Below are 21,164 nucleotides of genomic sequence, written 5' to 3'. Positions count from 1 at the left end.
AAGCCAGCGATAAACTCACTGGCTTTTGTACTATAGTTAGGTTTGGGTGCTTTAATAATTAAATGCATTCCATCCTTGAGGTTTTATATCATGCAAATTTCCTCCACGCGAAATTAATTTACATCCTTCTTCTATTTCAGTGATGTAACCTATAACGCTGATTTCTTCATTCAAAGTAATTTTTTCATAATCTTCTTGTTTAAGCGTAAATAGAAGTTCATAATCTTCACCGCCATCCAAAGCGCAAACGGTAGGATCTAATGCAAATTTCATCGCAGCTTCACGTGCTTTTTCATTGATGGGAAGTTTGTCTTCATATATACGGCAACCGACATTGCTATCTTTGCATATATGCATGACTTCGCTACTTACACCGTCACTGACGTCCATCATTGCAGTAGGAGTGATTTCATTTTTATCAAAAAAGTCTATTATGTCTCTACGCGCCTCGGGTTTTAAAATGCGACCTACGATATAATCCTCTCCTTCTAAGTCTGGTTGTATTTTTGGATTTTCAAGATAAATTCTTTTTTCTCTTTCTAATAATGTCAAACCCAAGAAAGCGCCGCCCACTTCACCTGAAAGACAAATAAGATCTCCTTTTTGAGCGGTATTTCTCTTTACAAATTTATCAGGAGCGACTTCGCCAATAGCCGTTACAGAGATAACAAATCCTTTCTGAGACATCGAAGTGTCTCCACCGACAAGATCCACATTATATCTTTGGCAAGCCGCATATACGCCTTCGTAAAATTCAGTCAAAGCTTCTACGCTGAATTTATTGGAAATGCCCAGACTCAAAGTGACTTGCGTTGGGATAGCTTTCATCGCATATACGTCACTCAGATTGACAATGATGCTTTTATATCCCAAATGTTTCAATGGCGTGTACATCAAATCAAAATGTACCCCTTCCAAAAGTAAATCCGTAGTGATTACCGTTTGTTTACCGTAATGATCAATCACTGCGCAATCATCTCCAATGGATTCGATCGTGGATACGTTTTGTATTTCAAAGTTTTTTGTCAAAAAATCTATCAGTCCAAATTCCCCTAGCGAGGATATTTCTGTACGTTCTTCCATGTTAATTATTTGAATGGACAAAGTTAAGCGATTATTTTTAGGAATGAGGTTTGAGGTGGAAGGTATGAGGCGTGAGGAAATTGTAATGTTGGTAAACCTCCAACCTTCTACATCTTACTTCACTCCGTCCACCTCACCAGATTTCACATAAATTTAAAATGCTTTTGCTGCCAATAATTTATATTTACCTCATGGAAAATTTAAAAAATACGCTCATTGAAGCGGCAAAAGCTGGAGCCGAAAGAGCAGCCTTTTATTTCAATAAAAAACATCAGATTATTAATAAAGATGGCGTAAATAATCCAGTAACAGAAGCGGATAAAGCTTCGGAAAAAGCCATATTTGAAGTCATTAAGTCTAACTTTCCTGATCATTTTTTGCTAAGCGAAGAGTCTGGTGAAATAGCAAAAGATTCTGAATATAAATGGATTATCGATCCAATTGACGGCACGATTAATTATGCGCAGAATATTCCTATTTGTTGTATTTCAATTGGTGTGGAAAAAGCAGGAGAAATGATTTTGGGTGCAGTGTACAATCCTTTTATGAATGAATTTTTTCTAGCGGAAAAAGGAAAAGGTGCTACGCTAAATGATGCACCAATCCATGTAAGCGAACAAACTTCTTTGGAAAAAAGCTGTTTGGCTACAGGATTTCCTTACGAATATATTCAAGATCCAAATGGACCGATTCCTGTATTTGAGCGATTTATTTCGCAAGGTATTGCTTTGCGTAGATTAGGAAGTGCGGCTTTAGACCTCTGTTGGACGGCTTGTGGTCGATATGATGGATTTTACGAGCATGGTTTGATTGCTTCCAATGGATTGATTCATAATACATTGGTTGATATCATTTCGCCTAAATAATTACTGCTCATGGCTATAGAATATACCTTACTACGCACCTATAATAATTATGTAACTGCCAATATTAGTTTGGGTATGTTAAAAGAAAATGGAATTGCTTGTTATTTACAAGATGAGAATGTAAGTACGATTTTGCCTTATTTGTCTTTAGCTAATGGGGGAATTAAACTTATGGTCGATATTCAATCCGCATCCGAAGCAGAGATTTTACTTTCGGATGTGGAAAGTCAAAAAGATGATGAAGATTTTCAAATGGGCTATTTCTCTAATTGAGATCTAGCTCCATTCTTCTAATTCTTTTTGTTTCTCTTCTTTGTATACTCTTTTGGATACAAATACACTTATTTCGTACAAGCTAATCAATGGCAAAAATACCAACATCTGACTGATCCAGTCTGGACTGGGTGTAATTACTGCAGCAACTACTAAGATGACGACAATGGCATATTTGCGATAAGTCTTCAAAAATTTAGGTGTAATCAATCCAATTTTTGTCAATACAAATGCCAATACAGGCATTTCAAATGCGATACCACAACCCAAAATGATATTGGTCATATTACTGATATAATCATCCAAAGTCGGGATGGTTAAGATCATATTACGATTACTCAATTGGAAAGAGGCTAAGAAATTGAAGGTAAATGGACTTAAAACAAAATATCCAAATGCTGCACCTAAAAAGAAAAAGAAAGACACCCAAAATATTGCAAATCGCGTGTTTTTCAATTCATTAGGTTTCAATGCGGGTTTTACAAATTTCCAAAATTCCCAAAATATATACGGAAATGCAGCGATAAATCCACCCAAAATGGCAATCGTAAAACTTCCGATAAATTGCGTACCAAAGGTATTGGCTTGCATATTTACTTTGATAGGTGGCAAACAAAATGCGTCACCAGCATGAATAAAATGACTGAATTTACAAAAACCTGTGTAGCTAACAAAGTCTGGATTCAATGGTCCGAATAAAATATAATCGGTAACCCAATGGATTTTTATAAAAATGATGACCGCAAAAACCAAGATGGCTAATATGCTTCTGACGATATGCCAACGCAATGCTTCTAAATGATCCACAAATGACATTTCTGCCTTTTCGCTATCTCCGCCGCGTTGAAATAAATCGTTAATCATCGTGTAAACTGCTAAATATTAGTCCGCAAAGTTAAACGACTGGCTCAAATGGCAAAATTGATTTTCTGAAAATTAACCTAAGACTTTCAATTGTACCTTATCGATGCGAGTATCTAAAATGCTTAAAATCTCAAATTCGTAATCGTCGATGATGATTCTTTGGTTGAGTTTGGGTATTTGTTTGTTATGGTTGATAATATAACCAGAAAGCGTTTCTGCTTTTGCAGCCGGGAAATCTAAGTCATAAGTAGAGTTTAAATAATCTAACTCAATTCTACCTGAAAAAATAAACTCGCGATCGGATAATTTCTTCTCAACCAAATAATTAGAGGAGTTTGTATCGTGGATATCTCCGAAAATTTCCGTCAAAATATCTTCTTTAGTTACGATTCCTGCGGTACCACCAAATTCATCTACTACCCAAGCCAAACTTTTCCTTTCTAGGGAAAATTTGGACATAAGATCTAATGCACTCATGGATTGTGGTACAGTGAATACTGGCAATAAAATGTCTTTTAATTGTGTAGGTCTTTTAAATAAATCCAATTGATGCACATATCCAACAATATCATCTATATCTTTTCCGAAGATGACAATTTTACTTAGATTGGCGGATAAAAACTTCTCGTGTAGCTCATTTATTGATGTAGTTAATGGCAATGCAATAACTTCTGTTCTTGGTACAAGGCATTGTCTTACCGATGTTTTGGTAAGCGAAAGTGCATTTTCAAACATGCGTGCGTTTCCATCGGATTGAGGTTTGTCTTCATTGAGTTTTTTCCCAATTCTATAAAATTGATCAATTTTGGCTTTAGAAATAGAACTTTGTAAACGTTCGCCATTTACATTAAATAAGTATATCAAAATTCCTTTGGCAATACCTACGAAAATAGTAATGATGGGAGAAAATATGGATACAAATAATTGTAATAAGGGAGAGAAAAAATATAATAATTTATCATTTCTACTAAATACCGTTCTTGGCAATAGTCTTCCAAATAAAATAGCTACTAAAAATGCAATGATAAAATTAAATGCAGAAGTTAAATATTCATTATTCAAATGAATAGGCATCCACACTGCAGTACGCAATAATTGATGTACCAATAATCCGTAAATAATCAGAGATAAGGTCAAACAAGCCATCATTGTTGCGACGACATTCGACGGTCTTTCTGTAAAACGAGAAAGAATTAATCCTGAGGATTTCCCTTGTTTTTTCTTTAATTCTATATTGAGCTTGTTTGCAGTAACAAACGCAATCTCCATGCCTGCGAAAAAGAGAATACAAAGAAGTATGATAATTATTCCCAAAATAGTTTCTCGTTGCGTCATGTTACTAAGTTAGTATTTATCAATTAGTAAAAAAGAAAATTCGAGACTATTTTTTTGTATCCATGCTTCCTGGAGATAATGAAGCTTCACTGTATGACATAAAACTGCCATATCTAGGATTAAAAAATGTGTAATTATTGAGATTTTGAGAGGACGTTTCCATTCCATCCAACGCATCAATATAATTTTCTGGAAAATATTGATGTACCCATACTTCTTTACTGGTGTACATCCTTCCAGAATTTTGATCCCAAAATAATTCAGACGTACGAAGAGTGTCTTTGGCTACATTATAAATTACGACGCTATCTCGTAGATAAATCAAACTTTTTCTTTGAATATAACGACCATATTTTGCAAAAATGTGTGTGTTGACGCGTGTACTGTCATCATAAAGAAATACCGTCAACGTTTTGGGAAATTCTGTCATGTTAGAATCCGAGGTAGAGCGTATCATGTATGGCGCAGTAAGATGTGCTTTAACTTTTCCTTCGGTACTCATATAAGCGTTGATCATCGTGCCGGTTTCCATATTGATATCATGTTTTTTGTCCAATGCACGTACTTCATTGATATCATTTTTACATGAAACCAAAAATAAAACCAAGGCTATATATAGAAACATCTTCATTTGCAAAGCGCAAATTTATACGTTTTACACAAGACCGTTTAATTTTCCGATAGAATAAATTCCCTTGTAGGTCAATTGAGCGTCTGCCAAAACTTGATTTTTAAGATGTGGTGTAAAAAATACCATATCGCCGCCTGTTAACAATACATTTAACTGATCATATTTTTCTTTGTAAGCATCGATCATGCCATCGATTTCTTTGCTCATGCCTAGAATCACGCCGCTCAACAAATTGGTTTTGGTATCATAACCCACCAATGGAAAATTCCATTCAGGTGTGACTAAGGGCAAAAGTGCTGTATGATCGTTCATCGCCTTGAAGCGCATCTGTAAACCAGGAGAAATCGCACCTCCTAAAAATTGATCAAAACAATCCAAAAAATTGTATGTGATACAAGAGCCCAAACCAATAATCAAATTATGCTGATGTGGAAATATATTTAACGCTCCAGACAATAATGCCCAACGATCCGCTCCGACAGAAGTTGTTTTGGGAAAAGGTGTACCAATATTCTTTTTGCTTTCAGAAGATATTTTATGAAAATGCGTATGCTCCTTTAATAAGATTTCAATGCTTTCATCATGATGGATGACGGATGATAGCACTGATTGATCCGCATTTTCTGTACGTATCAGATTTAAAAGCGTTTCTTGCGTCGTATCGGGCAAAACAATTTCTTTTACAAATTGATCGCCGTGAAATATGGCGCATTTCAAACGCGTATTTCCAAAATCAAAACAAAGGGTAACTGACATCTTAAATGGAGCTAATTTTTGGTGCTAAATAACAAAATAATCTATGCAAAAGGACATTTTTACTCTTTTTTAGCATAAATGGCATCTTCCATTGCGGAGAAAACATAACCTTTTGCCTTACCTTTTTTTACTAAAAACGGAGCCACTGCGATATTGCCTTTTTGAAAAATAAGATCTTTTCCATCTTTTTCCACGACTAATTCGCCTACCAATATTTTAAAGTCTGTTGGTATTTGCTCTCCTGCTTCCACTTGTATTAAATCCCCAATTTTTAAATCGCTCGTTTTCATTGGAAAAACCATTTCTTCGCCCTCCTGACCGTACACGAGCATATTAGTTAGTGGTACTTCATTTTTATTTTCCATTATTAACAAATTGTAGATTTTACGTCAAAATTAGGGAATGCATATTTCTTTTAAATTCTTTTGCTAATATTGTCTTAATGAAAGGATATTTGCAAAATGAAAGTATTGTATGATTTAGATGAGTTAGAACAAGTGGTGGGGCAATGCTGGAATGAATTTCAATCTTATAAAATATGGGCAATGCACGGAGACATGGGCGTCGGTAAGACGACATTTACCAATATGCTTTGCAAAAATATTTTACAATGTGAAGATAATATAAGTAGTCCTACGTTTGCCATCATCAACCAATATATCAGTCCGATAATCGGTACGATTAGCCATATTGATCTTTACAGACTCAAGGGAGAAGAAGACGCCGTTAATGCAGGAGTCGAAGATGCTATTTACGCATCCAAATTGAGTATCGTAGAATGGCCAGAAATCGCGCCAGAATTATTAGAAAAAGAAATAACCATTCACCTATATTTTTCTGTTCATACGGATGGGAAAAGAATATTAGAAGTTAGAAAAGACCAAATTTTTAAATGATTACATTATGTCAAAGCCCATTCCTATTATAGATCTTGGTGTCAGTTTTGAAACACAGGAAGAAATGCTCGACATCAAACCTAAAAGTTCGAAATTAGTCATTGGTATACCTAAAGAATCTGCATTTCAAGAAAATCGTGTGGCCTTGATACCAGAGGCAGTGAGTGTGTTAGTAAATAATGGACATGATGTAATCATTGAATCCAAAGCTGGTGAAGGTGCGCAATATAGTGACAAAGATTTTAGTGACGCTGGTGCGCAAATTGTGTATGACAAAGAAACTGTGTATAAATGCCCATTACTGATAAAAAGTGCACCTATATTCGAAGAGGAAGTTCCTCTTTTACAGCCTAACCAAATCGTACTTTCTCCGATACATCATGCGTCATTAAATAAAAATATTGTTGAATCTTTAGCCAAAAAGAAAGTTACAGCAATAGCATTTGAATGGTTAAAAGATGATAGCGGCACGTACCCTATCGTGCGTACTATGAGCGAAATTGCTGGGAGTGCTTCTATGTTGATTGCAGGCGAATATCTTTCTTGTGGAAATAATGGGAAAGGTGTCCTATTGGGTGGTATTAGCGGTATTCCTCCAACTAAAGTAATTATTTTGGGTGCGGGTGTTGTGGGCGAATATGCCGCTCGTACGGCAATGGCGCTCGGCGCTTCGGTAAAGGTATTTGACAACAATATTTACCGTCTCAAAAGATTACAAAATAATCTTGGGATGCGTATGTGGACGAGCGTAATCGAACCGAATATACTTGCCAAACAATTAAAAACTTGCGAAGTTGCTGTTGGCGCTTTAAGTTCGGAAAAAGGTCGGACTCCTGTTATCGTTACAGAAGAGATGGTCGCTCGTATGCGTCCAGGAAGTGTCATTATCGATATCAGTATTGATCGCGGTGGTTGTTTTGAAACGAGCGTACCAACAACATTAGAAAATCCTGTGTATCGCAAGCATGATGTCGTACATTATTGCGTTCCCAATATTACCAGTGGGTTTGCTCGTACTGCAAGCCAAGCAACGAGTAATGTCTTGATGCCTATGTTGATTGAAATCGGAGATGAAGGCGGATTTGAATCGATGATCTGGCAAGACATTAATTTGCGAAGCGGCGTTTATTTATACAAAGGTTTCCTAACTAATTTCTATATTAGCGAAAGATTTAACTTAAAATATACCGATTTGAATTTATTGATTGCTAGCAGGAGATAAATTAATTAGAACCCTAAAACTCAATTTTAAAAAACATATTATACCAAAATTACTACTATGACTAAATATTTTGTGCTATTAAGCATGAGTATACTATTTGTGACGCATTCATTTGCACAGAGCAATAAAGTTGCAGGACCAGAGATTACTTATGGGAATGTAAAAGTTGAAGACTTTAAACCAACCGCATATGAGGTGGATTCCTCCGCAGAAGCTGTTTATTTATTTGATAGAGGTAATACTTATTTTCAAGGCAATAATCAGGGATTTTTCTCTCTTGTAACAGAAAGAATCGCACGTATTCGAATAATGAAGAAAAGTGGTTATGATATTGCAACTGTTATAGTGCCTTTATATGTACCAAAATCTGGGGATAAAGAAAAATTGATATCACTACAAGCGGTTTCCTATAATGTTAATAATGGTCAACTAGAAAAAAGTGCCGTAGAAAAAGACAAAATCTATCATGAACAATCTGGCAATTTTGAGAATGTAAAATTTACATTTCCCAATATCAAAGAAGGTTCCATTATAGAATATAAATATAAAACGGAAAGCCCTTATTTTAGTTCTATTGATCCTTGGTATTTTCAAGGTGGTTATCCTCGTGTTTGGTCTGAATTTGAAATAGAATTACCAACAATATTCGATTATAGAATGAGCTTAGACGGATATCGCAATTTTGATTTGGATACATTTAAACAAAAAGAAAATAACTACAGTATTTTAGTTCCAGGTAATCAATCCTATGAAAGCTCACATTCAATCAATGTTCATAGTAAAACCGTAGTGCGGAAATGGGGAATGCAAAACGTAAAAGTACTAAAAAATGAGCCCTATATTTCGTCATTAGAAAACTATACATCAAAGATAAGTTTTCAGTTAAGTTCGCTCAAATTGCCTGATCAGCCGATCAAAAATTATATGCATAGTTGGCAAGAAGAGGCGGTAGATTTAAACAAGGATGAAGATTTTGGACATCAACTACAATCTACAAATAGGTTTTTAGACGATGACTTAAAAGATATCCCTACAAACGATTCTATAGAAACCGTCAAAGCCGTTTTTCGTTTAGTGCAGAACAGTTTGAATTCCACGGACAAACGGTCCATTTGGTTAACGCAGCCAATTAAAGAAACTTGGAAGTTAAAAAAAGGAAGCGTTGCAGATATTAATATATTATTGACAGCGGCAATGCGTAGGAAAGGAATAAGTGCAGATCCTGTGATATTAGGCACAAGAGATCATATCAGACCCTTTGATATTTATCCAATTATGAATCGTTTTAATTATGTGCTTTGTCGTGTCAACTATAATGGGAAAAAATATTTTTTGGATGCAAGTGATAAACATCTTGGATTTAACCAATTGAATAGTTATTGTTATAATGGACCAAGTAGAACAATAAATGAACAATTGCCAGAATTAGTGTATTTATCCCCAGACTCCATCACAGAAAAAAAATCAATATTTGTCAATATTGACCCGATTGGAAATGATTCTTTGGATATTGGTGTGAGCGTAAATTATGGTAATTTTGAATCTCAATATCAGAGAGATAAAGTGCTGAGTGTCGGTGAAAAAAAATATTTAGAAACTATAGAAAATGGATATACGCCCAGTGTTCATTTTAGTGAAGCAACTGTGGATTCAATTAAGAACTATGATATGCCACTTTCTTTAAATTTCAAGTATAAGCAAACTATTGGTGATGAGGATATTTATTATTTTAATCCAATAGTGTTTGATAGAGAAAAGGATAATCCATTTAAAACTGCAGAACGCAGTTATCCAGTAGAATTTACGGCTAAAATGAATCAGGTATATTATCTAAATATGACTATTCCGGAAGGATACGAAATAGATGAGATGCCCAAATCGGCAAGGGTAAAACTATTTGAAAATGAAGGTATGTTTGAATATTTAATTTCTACTCAAGGAAAGGCTATACAGTTGAAATGCACCTTAAGACTTGACAAAGCAACATTCTCACCAGAAGACTATAATACATTACGTGATTTTTATGGTTTTGTAGTGAAAAAAGAAAGCGAACCGATTGTTTTAAAAAAGAAGAAAAACTAAACTATGAAGCTATTTTTTCTAACTATAAGTCTTTTTTGTCTATGCATTATTCGAGCACAAAAGCCTTATGATACCTCTCTTATCATTGATTCATTGAAAACAAATGCAGATGCGGTGAAGCGTTTGGATGAAATGAAAATTATAGTTAAAAGCCCAAATGAAGCTGTAATTAAACAAAAATATGCTATCACGATTCTTAATGAAAATGGAGCGGATCAAGCTATTTTAGTTGTGCCTTACGATAAGAAAAATGTAATTGAAGATATAAATGGGACACTTTGGGATGAAAAGGGAGAAAAAATTAAAAGCCTCAAAAAGAAAGATATTTCGGATAAGCCGACAAGTGGAGATGAAAATTTGATGATGGATACGCGGTTCAAATTAATTAATTTTTATTATTCAAAATATCCCTATACTGTAGAGTATGAAGTAGAAACAACTATAAAATCTTTATTTTTTATTCCTAATTGGGATCCAATTGATGACTACAGAGAGTCAATGGAAAAAGGAGCGTTATCAATAGAGGTTCCTAATGATTATAATCTTCGTTGTTTACCGTTGAATATGTCGCAAGTCATACCACAAACTATAAAGGGGAAAACAACAACCTATGTATGGAATATTCAAAATTTCAAAGCTATTGAGTTTGAAAAATTTGCGCCGATCGGAATACATAATATTTTACCAAAAGTGATCATATCTCCTTCCAAGTTTAGTTTTGATCAATACACTGGAGATATGTCCACATGGAAAGATTTTGGACAATTTTCCTATCAACTATATGAAGGAAGAAATACATTACCTCCTAATGTAGTAGCAGAAGTGCATAGTTTGACAGATGGGCTTTCTAATACAGAGAAGATTAGAAAACTATATCAATATTTGCAACAAAACTATAGGTATATAAGTGTACAGTTGGGTATTGGTGGTTGGCAACCATTTGATGCAAATTTCGTGGCTAAAAATAAGTATGGCGATTGTAAGGCTTTATCTAATTATATGTATAGTCTTTTGAAAGAAGCTAGCATAAATTCTTATCCTGTATTGATAAAGGCAGGAGAGCGAAATACGGATTATTTATTGCCCTCTTTTTCTAGTAATTTTTTTAACCATGTAATTCTCTGTGTACCACAAGAAAAAGATAGTATTTGGTTGGAATGTACGAGCCAAACACTTCCAATGAATTATTTAAGTTCTTTTACTGCAAATAGAAAGGCATTAATGATTACACCAAATGGCGGTATAATTGTTGAAACGCCGAAACTAACGTATAAGCAAAATGGGCAAATAAGAGAAGCTTCAATTCAAATGGATGTAGATGGAAATTTAAAAGGAACTATTCATACCAATTATACAGGTCAACAACAGGAAAGTATTTTTTCTATGTTGCATGAAGGATCTAGTGATGATTTGAAAAAATATCTGAATAGATTATTTGATCTGCCAACATATGAAGTGACCAGTCATAAATATGTGGAAAATATGAAATCTATTCCACAGATTGAGGAAGATTTAGATGTAGTCGCTAGTAATTATGCCACTGTTATGGGAAAGCGTATTGTAATTGTACCTAATCTTTTTAATCTATCACAAGAGAAATTACCCAAATATGAAGTAAGAAAAACGTCTGAAGTATTCACTTTCCCTTTTGAAGATATAGATAGTGTAAATATCTCCGTCCCCTCTGGTTATATAGTTGAAGCACTGCCGAAACCAGTCATTATTATGACAAAATTTGGTAGATATTCTGCAATGTCAGAAGTGAAAGATGGAAAGATTATTTTTAAAAGAAAACAAGAGAGATATGCTGGCGAATTCGCCCCTACAGAATACAATGATATGATTCAATATTTTGAGAAAGTATATGAAGCAGATCGAAAGAAGATTGTTTTAGTCAAACAATAACGACAATAGTTCGATTTTTTTATTCTGAATCTGTATTTTTACACAATGGATTCACAGTTATCATTATTTGGTTTTGAAGAAACTCCTTCTGATAAAAAGGAAGAGGCAAGGGCGAAAAGTACGACAAAAAAGCAGGCCGCAAAAGATGCTGGACCTGAGGTTTCTCTATTTGGAGAAAGCGTTTCCGACGATGTTCCTGCTATAGAAAATGACGCTCCCAATAAGGAAGTAACTGAAGAAATAAATAATGATATTGTAGAACAAGAAGAAGGCGTTAATACCGCTGCGTCTGAAGAAATTGTATTTGCAACAACTGAAAATTATTCTATTTCAGAGGACGAATATCAACAATTGGATGAGAATTCTGAAGATGAATTTCCTTGGGATGAACAAGTAATTCCTGACGAGGAAATATATACGGATGCACAAGTGGAAATTGAAAATTTTGCTGCAGACGAGAATGTAGAAGATTATATAGAAGAACCTACAATTTACCTGTCTGAAGAGAGAGCTGAATTAGAATGTTTGGGACAAGATTCGATTTCTAAAAATAGTGACTTGGGCTTTCCTACAAATGAAATGTCGGCGGAATTATTAAACTCTGATTCAGAACCTGAATATGTAGAGCCCGCGCCAATCTTTGAATCGAATGATGTATCTGAAATTGAGGAATCTATTTTAGAAGAAGAAAAGGATACTGAAATTGTACAAGAGGAAGATATAAATACACCAGAGAGTAGTGAAACTGTTTCGGAAGAAGCAGCGTTTGGCAATAATGAAGAAAACCAAGAGGCAATCTTAGACGCTGAGAATTCAGAACCAGAATATATAGAACCTGTACCAACCTTTGAATCAAATAATGTATCTGAAATTGAGGAATCTATTTTAGAAGAAGAAAAGGACACAGAAATTGTACAAGAGGAAGATACAAATACACCAGAGAGTAGTGAAACCGTTTCGAAAGAAGCAGCATTTGACAATAATGAAGAATTCCAAGAACCAATTTTATTCGCTGAGAATTCAGAACCTGAATATGTAGAGCCCGCGCCAATCTTTGAATCGAATGATGTATCTGAAATTGAGGAATCTATTTTAGAAGAAGAAAAGGATACTGAAATTGTACAAGAGGAAGATACAAATACGCCAGAGAGTAGTGAAACCGTTTCGGAAGAAGCAGCATTTGACAATAATGAAGAATTCCAAGAACCAATTTTATTCGCTGAGAATTCAGAACCTGAATATGTAGAGCCCGCGCCAATCTTTGAATCGAATGATGTATCTGAAATTGAGGAATCTATTTTAGAAGAAGAAAAGGATACTGAAATTGTACAAGAGGAAGATACAAATACGCCAGAGAGTAGTGAAACCGTTTCGGAAGAAGCAGAGTTTGGCAATAATGAAGAAAACCAAGAGGCAATCTTAGACGCTGAGAATTCAGAACCAGAATATATAGAACCTGTACCAACCTTTGAATCAAATGATGTATCTGAAATTGAGGAATCTATTTTAGAAGAAGAAAAGGACACAGAAATTGTACAAGAGGAAGATACAAATACACCAGAGAGAAGTGAAATCGTTTCAGAAGAAGTAGAGCTTGGGAATAATGAAGAGTTTCAAGAACCTGAGAATTCAGAACCTAAATATGTTGAACCTGCTGCTCCAACATCTGAATCCGAAGTAGTAACTTCTGAGACATCAGAAATTTCTGAATTTGCTGAAAATGAAAATCCTCAAGAGCAATATCTACCTGAATTCAAAGAGGAAAACGAAGAAATTTCTACAGATGAAATGGTCTTTGATTATCCAGATTTTTGGGATGAAAAGGTAAAAAAGGAAACGACTTCGAATATTCCTCTTGCAAAGGATTTATTTGGGGAAACGATTGTTGCGCCAAAAAAAGAAGTGTTTAAAGCTGGTAAAAGAGGACGCAAATCATTTAAGGAAATTGACGCAGAGGTTGATCTAATCGAAGTGCCAGAAGATGATATACTTTTTTCCAAACAATATTATCCGATCAGTGAAGTCGCAAAATGGTTTAGAGTGAATAATTCCTTATTGCGATTTTGGGAAAATGAATTTGACATTTTAAAACCCAGAAAAAACAGAAAGGGTGATCGCCTTTTTCGACCAGAAGATATTAAGAATCTGCAAGTCATATATTATTTGCTTAGAAATAAAAAATACACAATTGATGGTGCAAAGAAATATCTGAAAACAAACAAAAAAACAGCTGATGTTAATTTGCAAATTATCCATGCGCTCAACAACTTCAAAGGTTTTCTGTTAGAGTTAAAAACAAACATTTCCTAATATGAGAAAGCGAAGATTGGGATACATACTGATATTCATACTGCTTTCTTTTGTTGGGAAAGCTCAATTGGTTCCTTTTCAAGATTCCGCTTCACATTTGTATGGTTTTCAAGATTCTACGGGCAAAATTATTGTCACACCGCAATATACCATGGCGGAAAATTTTTCTGATGGAAGGGCCGCAGTAAACAAAGGTGCGGTAGTACAATTTCAAAATGTGAATGGTGGCAAATGGGGATTCGTTGATAGCATTGGTACACTTGTTATCCCTATGGACTACGATTTTGTGCAACCATTTAAAGATGGAAAAGCGCGTGTCGTAAAGGATCATAAGAAAATGCTTATAGATAAAGCGGGCAACTACATTGACGAAACGAAAGTTTACTACATCTATCCCAATAATCAACCTGTAAATTGGGGTTCCAAGAATTAGTTTTACATTGCTATCAAGAAAGTCACATTTTTTAATAGCATGTAATGGAAAAAATTAAAAAGTATCTCGAAGAATTTGGCTATTCTATAGACGCAGATTGGAAATTGTTTCAAACTAAAATAGTTAAAGTCCAATTTCCTAAAAAACATATACTCTTGAAAAAGGGAGAAGTTGAGCAATACATTCATTTTTTGGAAAGTGGTATTGTGAAATATGGTATTCCTATGGACAATTACGATAGTACTTTCAATATCATATTTGAAAATTCATTTTTTTCCGCCTATGACTCTTATCTAACTCGATTACCATGCCTGTATAATGTAGTGGCGGTTACAGATTTATCCTTATGGCGTATCTCTTATGATGATATGAATTTGATCTATGAAAATACACAATTAGGAGATCGTATTGGTAGAAAAATATCAGAGGCGTTATATGTGAAAAAAGTTAGAAGGGAAATTTCTCTTTTAGCTGATAGTGCTACCAAACGATACTTGGATTTATTTGAGGAACAGCCAGAGTTAGCATTAAAAATTCCCTTAAAAGACCTCGCCTCTTACATTGGCATTCGCCCGCAATCTTTGAGTAGAATTCGGAAAGAATTACTCAAGTCCCATGTCGAATCTTTCGGAATAAACATTTAAAATTTAATTTTTTTATTATCGCATATTTTTTTCCAAAAAATTGTAACTAATCTTTTTGTTGTCCGTTTAACGAGTAATTAACCTTGTACTGAATTTCATGACAGAAAATGATTATAACAATTGTGTTCATTTATACGCCGAGAATGTTTTTCGGTTTATAATAAAAAATCTACGGCACGAAGAGGATGCGCGAGATATCGTACAATCTGCCTTCGAAAAACTTTGGATTAATAAGGACAAAGTAGATACGGAGAAATCAAAATCCTATCTATTTACCATTGCGTATAATCAAATGATTGATTTTTATAGAAAAAATAATCGCATTTCATTGAAAGAGGATTTTTCGGAAGACCCACGTATAGTGCAGCAACCGGATAGACAGTTGAAAGAATTGATTCATAATGCGATGCAAAAATTGAATGAAGTACAGAGAAGTTTGGTTATGCTCAAGGATTATGAAGGCTATTCTTATGAAGAGATCGGAGCGATTACGCAATTGTCGGCAAGCCAGGTCAAAGTGTACTTGCATCGAGCGAGATTGACAATGCGCAATTATTTGGTGGGAATGAATAAAGTTTTGTAAAAAAGGAGGGCAAAATGATTACAAAAGAGAATTACTTAGATTGGTTTTTATTATACGTTGATAATGAATTAGATAATGATCAAAAAAAATTGGTCGACCAATTCGTTGCAACACATCCCGAAATAGAAGAAGAATTTTTGGCATTACAAGAAACTGTTTTGCCTGTGGAAAATTTTGATCAAAATTGGGATAATTTACTAAAGATAGGAAACACAGATAACGCGAATTGGGAAGAAAAAATGCTTTTGCATTTGGATAATGAATTAGCGAAAAATGAGCAAATTGATTTGCAAAATCATTTGAAAAATAATGCTTCTGATAAGAAAAATTGGGAAGCCTTACAGCAAACAGTTTTACCGCTTGAGACAATCAGTTATCCCAATAAATCTGAATTATTACGTAAAGAAAAAGGTCGTATTATTCCTATTTGGATAAAAGTTGCATCGATTGCCGCAGCGTTGTTGCTCGTTTGTTTTTCTATTTTTCAATGGACAAAAACGGAAATTCCATCCGAAATTGTCCTTAATTCCAATCCTAAAAAAACGATTCTAAATCAAACAAAAACAAATCCTGTAGCATCAGATTCTGACAAATTAACGCCCAAATTGAATCAAGTGCAAAAAAGTACGGAACAAATATTGGCATCAAACAAGCCTGAAAAAAAATCTAGCATAGAACCGAAAAAATCTATTTCTGCAAAAAAACAATCAATTGGAGATCCACAAGATCAAATTTCGGATGATGATCATTGGAAAAAATCTGAACAATTCGTTTTGGCAAAAGTAGATATCGCACCAACTACGAAAAATGACATTCCCAATGTGATAGCGTCCACCCAAAAAATTGAGTTGATCAATTTGCAAGAAAAAAATAATGTCACTACCACAAAATCTTCCAAACGCATGATATTTGCGGCCGATTTTAATTCGGATGATGATGTTTATGTTGCCAATACATCTATTAGCACAAAAAAGATTTTGAAATTTTTCAAAGGCAAAAAGGAAGAGGATAAAAAAGCAACCCAAACTAACCATTTATAATCGTAATTGTATGAAATTCAAAATATTAGCTTCGTTAACACTTGGTTTGACTATTTGCATATATGCAAATGCACAAGTTGATTCAATCCCAAAACCGGACACGGTTCGTCGAGTTTTTAATGCGACGGTAACGATTACTGAGGTGATGGATTCTGCATTTAATACGCATTATGACACGCTGATTGTTGCCAATTCGGAAGTCAATGGCGCAAAAAAGAAGAAATTTATCAATACCAATTGGTTCATATTCGATTTAGGTTTTGCCAATTATAATGACAAAACGCCCTACGGTTCGGCAGCTGCAAATAGTTATTTGATGCCTGGAACTGGTGGAGATTTTACCAAAAGCGATATGCGTCTGCGTACGGTGAAATCTTCTAATGTGAATATTTGGGTATTTATGCAAAAGATGAATTTGATCAAAGGCAAATTCAATTTGAAATATGGATTGGGCTTGGAAATGTTCAATTTTAGATATGAAAACAATATCACTTATCATAAAAATCCTGATTACATCTATCGTGATACCACCGATTTTAAGAAGAACAAATTGTATGTGAGTTATGCCTCCATTCCGCTGATGTTAAATTATGATCCACATCCAGAAAACCCTTGGGCATTCAGTATCAGTACGGGGATTATCGGAGGTTATAGAATTGGCGGACATACTAAACAAAAAAGCAGTGAATTCGGAAAAGTGAAGCAAGGAGGTTCATTTGATTTGAATGATTGGAGATTGGCATATACGGCGGAATTGGGGCTAGGGCCAATTCATGTTTTCGGTACCTATAGCATTACCAAATTACAAAACAATGTGATGGATCAACGTCCCTATTCTATTGGGATAAGATTTACCAATTGGTAGAGATAGAAGGTTGGTGGCATGAATTATAAGGTTAATGGCTTGAGGTTTGATGTTCACTTTTCTCGCGCAAGCATTAGCGAAGCGGTGCTTGTGTGACATCAAAAAACACACTGGCTCCGTTCATTCCTCACTTAAGCTTGCGCGAGAAAGTAAGGTCGGGTCTCATGTTTCATTTTACGAATGCGTTAAGAATTTTCTGACAAAATGGTTTCTTATTGATAATCAATATATTTACCACGGAAAATTTTAGATATGAAAAAATTAATGTTTGCCATCGCGATTGGCGTTGCCTTGATGAGTTGTAAAAGTGTAAAAAAAACAACCAATTCCAATGTGAAAAATTATAATCCCGTTGTGGCACATCGTGGAGCATGGAAAGAAGCCAAAAATCCACAAAATTCTATTGCCTCCTTGAAAGAAGCGATTAAAATCGGTTGTATCGGTTCGGAATTTGATGTGCATTTGACCAAAGATGATTCCTTGGTTATCTGTCACGATGATGAATATCAAGGTCTTATAATTGAAAAAAGCACTTATGCCGAATTGGCTGCCAAAAAACTTCCCAATGGCGAAACGATACCAACTTTACAAGAATATTTAGCTGCCGGAATGGATCAAACGGCTACCAAATTGGTTTTAGAAGTTAAAAAATCCATTATTTCGAAAGAACGCACAATTCAATTGACCGAAAGATGTGTTGATCTTGTACATCAACTACATGCACAAAAATGGATCCTGTATATTAGTTTTGATTACGATGCAGTGAAGAAAATTCGTAGTTTGGATGCGAAAGCAAATATTGAATATTTGGAAGGCGATATTGCTCCTGCGCAATTGAAAGCTGACAAAATAAATGGTCTAGATTATCATATTTCTGTGTATCAGAAACATCCAGAATGGATCGCAGAATCCAAAAAACTTGGTTTGGACTTGAATGCTTGGACGGTTAATGAGCAGAAAGATTTACAATATTTCATAGACCATCAATTCAAATATATTACTACGAACGAACCAGAATTATTATTCCAACTTTTATACAAATAATTCTATTTCAATATTTTATAGAAAGCGTGCAACTTAATCAAGTTGCACGCTTTCTTTTTCCCAAACCCTTTCTACAAATTTGGTAACTTGCCGCCATGATTTCTTTGGAAAAAAATGAAGATTTTGCACGCGCCGCAAGTTTTATCAATCAGACCAATAAAGATGTATTTCTTACCGGAAAAGCCGGTACGGGAAAGACGACTTTTCTAAAATTTATCAAGGAAAGTTGCTTTAAAAATATGGTCGTGATTGCGCCCACAGGAGTCGCTGCGATCAATGCCGGCGGCGTCACGATTCATTCTTTTTTCCAATTGCCATTTGGAATGTATGTACCCAATGCGCCATCCGAATGGGGCAATCCAGAGGACAGCATGATCTATAATAAAAATAGATTGATGTCTAAATTGCGTTTTAATCGAAGTAAATTGGATCTCATACGTGAATTGGAATTGATCATTATTGATGAGATTTCCATGGTACGCGCCGATCTTTTGGATGCGATTGATGATATTTTACGTGCCATCCGTCGACAACCATATACGCCTTTTGGAGGGGTGCAGATGTTGTATATTGGCGATTTATTTCAGTTGCCGCCAGTTGTAAAAAATGAGGAAATGGCGCAATTGAGTGAATTATATGCTAGTCCATTTTTCTTTTCAGCACGTAGTATTCAAGAGACCAATCCCATATTTATTGAGTTGAAAAAAATCTATCGTCAAAAAGATGATCGATTTATTGATTTGCTCAATAAGGTGCGGAATAATAAATGTGAATATTCGGATATAGAATATCTCAATTCTTATTATCAGCCTGATTTTGAACCAAATAAGTCCGAAGAATTTATCACCATCGCCTCGCATAATGTGATTGCAGATCAGATCAACCAACAGGAATTAGCAGAATTGCCAGGGAAAATATTTCGATTTAATGCTATGGTGAGTCGTGATTTTCCCGAAAAAGTATTTCCAGCAGAAAAGACGTTGGAATTGAAATTAGGTGCGCAGATTATGTTTATCAAAAATGACAAAGGTGAGCTACGCAAATATTACAATGGAAAAATCGGAACGATCGCCGAAATAGACACCGATACTATCAAAATAAAATTCAAAGGTGAAGAAGATGTGTTGTTGCTCAGTCGAGAAAAATGGAGCAATATTCGATACAAATATGACGATGTAAAAGATAAAATTGAAGAAGAAGAATTAGGAACATTTGAACAATTTCCGATACGATTGGCTTGGGCTGTGACGATTCACAAAAGTCAAGGTTTGACCTTTGATCGGGCGATTGTTGATGCCGGACGTTCGTTTGCCGCTGGTCAAGTGTATGTGGCGCTCAGCCGATTGCGTAGCATTCAAGGTTTGGTTTTGCGCTCGCGTATTTCGGATGGAAATATTTTTTCGGATACGAATGTTTTGCAATTTATAGAAAAGAATGCGGACGCCTCTTTGGATGCAATGCTTTTGGACGAACAAAAAGAATATGTAGGGCAATTACTGATTCGCACGTTTGATTGGAATAAATTGTTGGACAAATTTGTAGATTTCTTAGAAGATTTGGCAACGAAAAAAGTAAAAGAACGCGATCGAATTGCTTTAAAATGTCGTCCGATACATGAAGCTATAAAAAAGCAATTAGAAGTTGCCAATACGTTTTCTCGTCAATTGCAAATCATTTTGGATAAAAGCGATGCTGCACAATATGAGCATTTACATGAAAGAATGAATGCAGCGATTCAATGGTTTTTACCACATTTGGAAACCAATGTAATCGTGCCTTTTCAGCAAATAATTGATTTGGTAAAAGCAGAAAAAAAAGCAACCAAATTTGTTAAAGAATTGCATTTGATGTTTCAAATATTTGAAAAGAAAAAACGTCAGATTTTGCAATCGCAATCTTTGGTAGATGGTTTGGCTAATAATGTTCCTGTAGAAGAATTGATTTTGAAATTGACAGAACAACAAAAAGAAGTTGTTGAAAGTCAAAGCATTCCTGTAGTGAAAAAGCGAGAAGTAGGAGAGACTCGAATGGTTACATTTGCTATGTTTCAAGATGGAAAATCCATTGAGGAAATAGCTACGGAACGCAATCTCTCCACCAGTACGATCGAAACGCATATCTTGCAATTTATACCTTCGGGCGAAGTTGATTTAGATAGATTTGTAAAAAAAACAGATCAAAAAAGAATTATTAAGTATTTGGAAAATCATACATCCGCAACGCCTCTCAAAGAAATCTTTGACGCATTTGAAAATGAATTTTCCTATATGCAAATAAAAGCCGTTCGTTCTTGGTTTACTTCTCAAAAGCAAGCCTCCACCACTTAATATAA

At 34.9% G+C, this 21,164-nt stretch carries 20 protein-coding genes; 14 read left to right on the top strand and 6 right to left on the bottom strand.

The genetic code is table 11. The features are described from left to right. Positions 1-51 precede the first annotated feature (51 nt). Positions 52-1,083 carry a thiamine-phosphate kinase gene (thiL, locus tag E0W69_RS16635; protein WP_131331163.1) on the bottom strand — a complete coding sequence of 344 codons (1,032 nt, stop codon included), beginning with the start codon at positions 1,081-1,083 and terminating at the stop codon, positions 52-54. Between the two features lie 191 nt (positions 1,084-1,274). On the opposite strand from thiL, the gene E0W69_RS16630 reads away from it, so the two are divergent. Next, positions 1,275-1,949 carry an inositol monophosphatase family protein gene (locus E0W69_RS16630; protein ID WP_131331162.1) on the top strand — a complete coding sequence of 225 codons (675 nt, stop codon included), beginning with the start codon at positions 1,275-1,277 and terminating at the stop codon, positions 1,947-1,949. Between the two features lie 9 nt (positions 1,950-1,958). Next, the gene (locus tag E0W69_RS16625; protein ID WP_131331161.1) at positions 1,959-2,222 is read left to right on the top strand and encodes a putative signal transducing protein; all 264 of its coding nucleotides are present in this window, start codon (positions 1,959-1,961) and stop codon (positions 2,220-2,222) included. Positions 2,223-2,225: 3 nt separating this feature from the next. On the opposite strand, the gene tatC is transcribed toward E0W69_RS16625, so the two are convergent. From tatC to E0W69_RS16600, 5 genes are all read right to left on the bottom strand, one after another. After that, positions 2,226-3,086 carry a twin-arginine translocase subunit TatC gene (gene tatC / locus E0W69_RS16620; RefSeq protein ID WP_131331160.1) on the bottom strand — a complete coding sequence of 287 codons (861 nt, stop codon included), beginning with the start codon at positions 3,084-3,086 and terminating at the stop codon, positions 2,226-2,228. Positions 3,087-3,158: 72 nt separating this feature from the next. Then, positions 3,159-4,421 carry a hemolysin family protein gene (locus E0W69_RS16615; RefSeq protein ID WP_131331159.1) on the bottom strand — a complete coding sequence of 421 codons (1,263 nt, stop codon included), beginning with the start codon at positions 4,419-4,421 and terminating at the stop codon, positions 3,159-3,161. A gap of 46 nt (positions 4,422-4,467) precedes the next feature. Then, on the bottom strand, positions 4,468-5,052 hold the full coding sequence (gene lptC / locus E0W69_RS16610) for an LPS export ABC transporter periplasmic protein LptC (protein ID WP_131331158.1): 585 nt from the start codon (positions 5,050-5,052) through the stop codon (positions 4,468-4,470). Positions 5,053-5,076: 24 nt separating this feature from the next. Further along, a complete protein-coding gene (locus E0W69_RS16605; protein ID WP_131331157.1) occupies positions 5,077-5,808 on the bottom strand; it encodes a type III pantothenate kinase in 732 nt (243 codons plus the stop codon). 59 nt (positions 5,809-5,867) lie between these two features. After that, positions 5,868-6,173 (bottom strand): hypothetical protein, encoded by a 306-nt coding sequence (locus E0W69_RS16600; protein WP_131331156.1) that lies wholly within the window; start codon positions 6,171-6,173, stop codon positions 5,868-5,870. Between the two features lie 96 nt (positions 6,174-6,269). Here E0W69_RS16600 and tsaE point away from each other — a divergent pair, with 96 nt between their 5' ends. The 12 genes from tsaE (at position 6,270) to E0W69_RS16540 (ending at position 21,159) form a co-directional block, all read left to right on the top strand. Next, positions 6,270-6,704, top strand: a complete 435-nt coding sequence (gene tsaE, locus E0W69_RS16595; RefSeq protein WP_131331155.1) for a tRNA (adenosine(37)-N6)-threonylcarbamoyltransferase complex ATPase subunit type 1 TsaE — start codon at positions 6,270-6,272, stop codon at positions 6,702-6,704. A 7-nt stretch (positions 6,705-6,711) separates the two neighbouring features. Continuing rightward, positions 6,712-7,926, top strand: coding sequence for an alanine dehydrogenase (locus E0W69_RS16590; protein ID WP_131331154.1), 1,215 nt, complete (start codon positions 6,712-6,714; stop codon positions 7,924-7,926). Positions 7,927-7,983: 57 nt separating this feature from the next. After that, positions 7,984-10,008: a transglutaminase domain-containing protein gene (locus tag E0W69_RS16585; RefSeq protein ID WP_131331153.1), complete on the top strand. Its 2,025-nt coding sequence runs from the start codon at positions 7,984-7,986 to the stop codon at positions 10,006-10,008. 3 nt (positions 10,009-10,011) lie between these two features. Next, on the top strand, positions 10,012-11,913 hold the full coding sequence (locus E0W69_RS16580; protein ID WP_131331152.1) for a DUF3857 domain-containing protein: 1,902 nt from the start codon (positions 10,012-10,014) through the stop codon (positions 11,911-11,913). 45 nt (positions 11,914-11,958) lie between these two features. Then, entirely contained in the window at positions 11,959-14,223 is a 2,265-nt protein-coding gene (locus E0W69_RS20645) for a MerR family transcriptional regulator (protein ID WP_225321298.1), read from the top strand. A 1-nt stretch (position 14,224) separates the two neighbouring features. Further along, entirely contained in the window at positions 14,225-14,656 is a 432-nt protein-coding gene (locus E0W69_RS16570; RefSeq protein WP_131331151.1) for a WG repeat-containing protein, read from the top strand. A gap of 44 nt (positions 14,657-14,700) precedes the next feature. Further along, positions 14,701-15,300: a Crp/Fnr family transcriptional regulator gene (locus E0W69_RS16565; RefSeq protein ID WP_131331150.1), complete on the top strand. Its 600-nt coding sequence runs from the start codon at positions 14,701-14,703 to the stop codon at positions 15,298-15,300. A gap of 97 nt (positions 15,301-15,397) precedes the next feature. Then, complete coding sequence (locus E0W69_RS16560) at positions 15,398-15,883, top strand: RNA polymerase sigma factor (RefSeq protein ID WP_131331149.1); 486 nt, start codon at positions 15,398-15,400, stop codon at positions 15,881-15,883. Between the two features lie 14 nt (positions 15,884-15,897). Next, a complete protein-coding gene (locus tag E0W69_RS16555; protein WP_131331148.1) occupies positions 15,898-16,923 on the top strand; it encodes an anti-sigma factor in 1,026 nt (341 codons plus the stop codon). Between the two features lie 10 nt (positions 16,924-16,933). Then, positions 16,934-17,788, top strand: coding sequence for an outer membrane beta-barrel protein (locus tag E0W69_RS16550; protein WP_131331147.1), 855 nt, complete (start codon positions 16,934-16,936; stop codon positions 17,786-17,788). 252 nt (positions 17,789-18,040) lie between these two features. Continuing rightward, the gene (locus tag E0W69_RS16545) at positions 18,041-18,832 is read left to right on the top strand and encodes a glycerophosphodiester phosphodiesterase family protein (protein ID WP_131331146.1); all 792 of its coding nucleotides are present in this window, start codon (positions 18,041-18,043) and stop codon (positions 18,830-18,832) included. 95 nt (positions 18,833-18,927) lie between these two features. Beyond that, complete coding sequence (locus E0W69_RS16540) at positions 18,928-21,159, top strand: helix-turn-helix domain-containing protein (protein ID WP_131331145.1); 2,232 nt, start codon at positions 18,928-18,930, stop codon at positions 21,157-21,159. The last annotated feature ends 5 nt before the right edge of the window (positions 21,160-21,164 follow it).

Source organism: Rhizosphaericola mali (assembly GCF_004337365.2).
Classification (GTDB): Bacteria; Bacteroidota; Bacteroidia; order Chitinophagales; family Chitinophagaceae; genus Rhizosphaericola; species Rhizosphaericola mali.
Note: the sequence above shows the minus strand (reverse complement) of the source record. Positions and strands in the feature narration are given on the sequence as shown.